1 protein-coding gene is annotated in these 5607 nt (G+C 71.2%); it reads left to right on the top strand.

From position 1 onward, the window contains the following. On the top strand, positions 1–5607 hold a 5607-nt coding region (locus IH09_RS35865; RefSeq protein ID WP_205379328.1), incomplete at both ends, for a non-ribosomal peptide synthetase.

The raw sequence follows: 5607 nt of genomic DNA, 5'->3' as shown, positions 1-5607 counted from the left end.
TGTGTGTGGTGAGTTGTATGTGTCGGGTGTGGGGATGGCGCGGGGTTATGTGGGGCGTGCGGGTTTGTCTGCTGAGCGGTTTGTGGCGGATCCGTTCGGCGCGGTGGGTGAGCGGATGTATCGGACGGGCGATGTCGTCCGGTGGCGCACTGACGGTGAGTTGGAGTTTGTGGGGCGTGCGGATGCTCAGGTGAAGGTGCGGGGTTTCCGTATCGAGCCGGGCGAGGTGGAAGCGGTCCTCGAAGCACATCCGGGGGTCGGCCAAGCGGCGGCGGTGGTACGCGAGGACCGCCCAGGGGACAAGCGTCTCGTCGGCTACCTCGTCCCCGCAGAAGCCGGTATCGCTCCGGACCTCGACGCTCTCCGGGCCTCGCTCAGGGACCGGCTGCCCGGCTACATGATCCCGTCGGCACTGGTCGTCCTGGAGCGGCTGCCGCTGACCGCGAACGGAAAGCTGGACCGGCGGGCGCTGCCGTCGCCCGAGTACACCCAGGACTCCGGGCGCGGGCCGCGTACCCCGCGCGAAGAGGCGCTGTGCGACCTCTTCGCCCAGGTGCTGGGCCTGAGGCGGGTCGGTATCGACGACGACTTCTTCGACCTGGGCGGGCATTCGCTGCTGGCCACCCGCCTGGTCAGCCGGGCCCGTCGCACCCTGGGCGTCGAGTTGCCGATCCGCGCGCTCTTCGAGGCGCCGACCGTCGCCGAGCTCGCAGCCTGGTCGGACGGCGACGGCGGCGGCCCCGTACGGATGCCGGTCGAGCGGCGGGAGCGTCCGGCCCGGGTGCCCCTGTCGTTCGCCCAGCGGCGGTTGTGGTTCCTGCACCGGTTGGAAGGGCCGAGCGCCACGTACAACATGCCGTGGCTGCTGCGGATGCGAGGGCGACTCGTCGTCGATGCCCTGAGGACGGCTCTCGTCGATGTGGTGGCCCGGCATGAAGTGCTGCGCACCGTCTTCCCAGAGGTGGACGGCGAGCCCTTCCAGCTGGCGCAGGAACCACAACAGGTCGTACCGGAACTGGTCGCCGAACCGGTCGGGGCGGCGGAGCTCGACACCGTGGTGGCGGAGGCGGTGCGGCACACCTTCGACCTGTCGGCGGACGCGCCGTTCCTGGTCCGGCTGTTCGAGGTGGCGCCCGATGAGCATGTGCTGCTCCTGCTGATCCACCACATCGCGGGCGACGGCTGGTCGTTCGCGCCGCTGTCGCGGGACCTGATGGCGGCCTACGAGGCGCGGTGCGCGGGCGACGCTCCCGAGCTGCCGGCGCTGCCGGTGCAGTACGCCGACTACACCCTCTGGCAGCGCGAACTCCTCGGCGACAAGGAGCGCGACGACAGCCTGGCCAACCGCCAGACGCAGTACTGGACCGCGCAGCTGGCCGGTCTGCCCGAGCAGCTCGCGCTGCCGGCCGACCGGCCCCGGCCGGCCGTCGCGACCCACCGGGGGGCGCACCTGGAGTTCGTCTGGGATGCGGAGCTGCACGGGAAGCTGAGTGAGCTGGCGCGGGCCGAGGGCGCGAGTCTGTTCATGGTGTTGCAGGCGGGGCTGGCGGCGTTGTTGTCGCGGCTCGGTGCGGGGGACGACATCCCGATCGGTACGCCGGTCGCGGGGCGTACGGACGAGGCGCTCGACGATCTGGTCGGGTTCTTCGTCAACACGCTGGTGATGCGGACCGACACCTCGGGGAACCCGTCGTTCCGGGAGCTGGTTCGGCAGGTGCGGGAGACGGCCCTCGCCGCGTACGCGAACCAGGACGTGCCGTTCGAGCACCTGGTGGAGGCGCTGAACCCGGGGCGGTCCCTCTCCCACCACCCGCTCTTCCAGGTCTCGCTGGCCGTACAGAACTCCCCGGACGACGGGATATCCCTGCCCGGCCTCGACGTCACCTCCTCCCTGGCGGCCACCGGCACCTCGCGTTTCGACGCGCTGTTCAGCGTCACCGAGCGGGGCGCCGAGGGCGCGCCCGCCGGGCTGCACGTCCTGGTCGAATACAGCACCGACCTCTTCGACCGGCAGTCGGTCGAGAGCCTGGTGCAGCGCTTCGAGCGGCTGGTGCGCGCGGCCGCGCAGGCTCCGGGCGCGCCGCTCAGCGGCCTCGACGTGCTGGGCGCGGCCGAGCGGACCGCGCTGGCGACGCTGTCGCGCGGCGCCCTGACGTCGGTGCCGGCCACGGGGCTGCCGGAGCTGTTCGCGGCGCAGGTGGCCCGTACACCGGACGCGACCGCGGTGGTGGCCGACGGCGTGCACTGGACGTACCGGGAACTCGACGCCCGTGCGAACCGCCTCGCCCACCGGCTCATCGGCCTCGGGGTGGGTCCGGAGCGGGCCGTCGCGGTCCGGATGGAGCGGTCCGCCGATCTGGTGGCGGCGCTGCTGGCCGTCGTGAAGGCGGGCGGGGCCTATGTACCGCTGCATCCCGCCTTCCCGCAGGACCGGGTGCGCTGGGTGCTGGCGGACACCGGCGCCTGCCTGGTGCTGGTCGACGAATCCGTGGACGGTGCGCTCTTCGACGAGGGCACGAAGCTCGTCCGGGTGCCGGACGAGGCCGCGGCGGCCGGCCCCCTCGACCATGGCGCCGAGGCGGCCGATCCGAAGGTTCCGGCCGGTCCGGAGCAGCTTGCGTACGTCATGTACACCTCTGGTTCCACCGGGCTGCCGAAGGGCGTCGCCATCACCCACCACGACGTGGCCCAGCTGGCGCTGGAGACGTCCTGGCGCGTGGCGACCCCCGACCGGGTCCTGATGCACTCGCCGACCTCCTTCGACCCGTCCACGTACGAGCTGTGGTCGCCGCTGCTGACCGGCGGCGCGGTCGTCGTCACCCCGCCCGGCGATCTGGACGCCCCGGTCCTGCGACGGCTGATCGCGGAACACGCCGTGACGAGCGCCCTCATCACCGCCGGCCTCTTCCGCGCCATCGCCGAGGAGACCCCGGACTGCTTCCGCGGTATGCGTGAGCTGCTGACCGGCGGCGATGTGGTCTCACCGGTGGCCGTCCAGAAGGTGCTGGACGCCTGCCCCGGCATCGTCGTGCGGAGCCTGTACGGGCCGACGGAGATCACCCTGTGCACCGCGCAGCACCCCATGCGCGCGGCACACGAGGTGGGCGGCGCCGTATCGCTGGGACGCCCCTTCGACAACACCCGCAGCTATGTCCTGGACCGCTTCCTGCGGCCGGTTCCGGTGGGCGTCGCGGGCGAGCTGTACGTGGCCGGGGTCGGCCTGGCGCGCGGCTACGTACGGGCGCCGGGGGTGACGGCGGAGCGGTTCGTCGCCGATCCGTACGGCGGGCCGGGCGCCCGGATGTACCGCACCGGGGACGTGGTGCTCTGGAACGCCGCCGGTGACCTGGATTTCCTGGGGCGCGCCGACGCCCAGGTGAAGGTGCGGGGCTTCCGTATCGAACCGGGCGAGGTCGAGGCCGTACTGGCCGCGCACCCCGCGGTGCGGCAGTCCGCGGTGGTCGTACGCGAGGACCGGCCGGGGGACCGACGGCTGGCCGGGTACGTGGTGCCCGCCGAGGGCGCCGATGTGGACGTGGCCGCGCTGCGGAGTCATGTCCGGGACCAGCTTCCGGAGTACATGATCCCGGCGGCGCTGGTGGTGCTGGACCGCCTGCCGATCACGGTCAACGGCAAGCTCGACCGGGCGGCCCTGCCCGCCCCCGCCTGGGCGACCGCGGACTCCGGCCGCGCGCCGCGCACCCCTCAGGAAGAGCTGCTGTGCGATCTCTTCGCCGGGGTGCTGGGCCTGGACCGGGTCGGTATCGACGACGACTTCTTCGACCTGGGCGGGCATTCGCTGCTGGCCACCCGGCTGGTGAGCCGGGTGCGGGCGGCGTTGGGTGTGGAGCTGCCGATCCGGGTGCTGTTCGAGGCGCCCACGGTGGCTGAAGTGGCAGAGCGGTTGGGTGCGTCCGGCGGCGCCGTCCGGCTGTCCTTGGATGTGCGGGAGCGGCCGGAGCGGGTGCCGTTGTCCTTCGCTCAGCGGCGGATGTGGTTCCTGCATCGGCTGGAGGGGCCGAGTGCGACGTACAACGTTCCGTGGGCGGTGCGGTTGTCGGGGCGGTTGGATGCGGGTGCGTTGCGGGTGGCGCTTGGGGATGTGGTGGGGCGGCATGAGTCGTTGCGGACGGTGTTCCCGGAGGCGTCGGGGGAGCCGTATCAGCTGGTGGTGAGTAGTGCGGAGGCGCGGCCGGAGCTGGCGACGGTCGCGGTCGACGAGGCCGGTCTTCAGGCGGCGTTGGATGAGGCGGCTCGGTACGGTTTTGATCTGTCGTCGGAGTTGCCGTTGCGGGCGACGCTGTTCCGGCTCGGTGCCGAGGAACATGTCCTGCTGCTGCTCATTCACCACATCACGTGTGACGGCTGGTCGTTCGCGCCGCTGTCCCGGGACCTGATGGCGGCCTACGAGGCGCGGTGCGCGGGCGCCGCTCCCGAACTGCCCCCGCTGCCCGTGCAGTACACGGACTACACGCTCTGGCAGCGGGAGCTGCTGGGCGACGCGGACCGCGAAGACAGCCTGCTCAGCCGCCAACTCACTTACTGGAAGGGGCAGTTGGCGGGTCTGCCGGAGCGGATCGAGCTGCCGACGGACCGGCCTCGGCCGGCGGTGGCGTCGTACCGCGGTGACCTGCTGACCTTCGAGTGGGATGCGGAGCTGCACGCCGGGCTGGAGGAGCTGGCGCGGGCCGAGGGCGCGAGCTTGTTCATGGTGTTGCAGGCGGGGCTGGCGGCGTTGTTGTCGCGGCTCGGTGCCGGGGACGACATTCCGATCGGCACCCCGATCGCGGGGCGTACGGATGAGGCGCTGGACGATCTCGTCGGGTTCTTCGTCAATACGCTGGTGCTGCGGGCGGATACGTCGGGGAACCCGTCGTTCCGTGAGCTGGTGGGGCGGGTGCGGGAGACCGCTCTCGGTGCGTACGCGAACCAGGATGTGCCGTTCGAGCATCTGGTGGAGGTCCTCAACCCGGAGCGGTCGATGGCTCACCACCCGCTCTTCCAGGTTTCACTTGCCGTCCAGAACGCGCCTGATGAAGACGGCGCGGCGGCCGGCCTGACGACCGGAAAGGAAGAGCCGACCACCAGTACCGCTCGTTTTGATGCGTTCTTCAGTGTGTCGGAGCGTCGTGGGGTGGATGGTGCGGCTGGTGGTTTGGCGGGGCTGGTGGAGTTTTCCACTGATCTGTTCGACCGGGTGTCGGTGGAGCGGTTGGTGGCGCGGTTTGAGGCTGTGTTGCGGGCTGTGGTGGTGGATGCGGGTGTGCGGTTGGGGCGCTTGGGCGTGTTGTTGGGGGAGGAGGAGTCGGGGCTTGCGGTGTGGGGGTCGGGTGTTGGGGTGGATCCGGGTGTAAGTGTTGGCCCGGGTGTGGGCGCTGGTGCTGGTGCTGACGCTGGTTCTGGTGGGTTGGTGTCGTGGGGGGATGTGGGGGGGTGGTTTGTTGAGCAGGTGGTGAGTCGGGGTGGTGCGCCGGCGGTGGTTGCTGGTGAGGGGTGTTTGTCGTATGGGGAGTTGGATGGTGCGGCGGAGGTTTTGGCGCGGCGGTTGGTGGGGTTGGGTGCGGGGCCTGAGGGGTTTGTGGTGTTGGTGGTGCCGCGGGGGTTGGG

This window comes from Streptomyces celluloflavus (assembly GCA_000720995.1).
In the GTDB taxonomy this organism is placed as follows: domain Bacteria; phylum Actinomycetota; class Actinomycetes; order Streptomycetales; family Streptomycetaceae; genus Streptomyces; species Streptomyces celluloflavus.
This window is presented reverse-complemented; position numbering and strand designations above follow the sequence as displayed.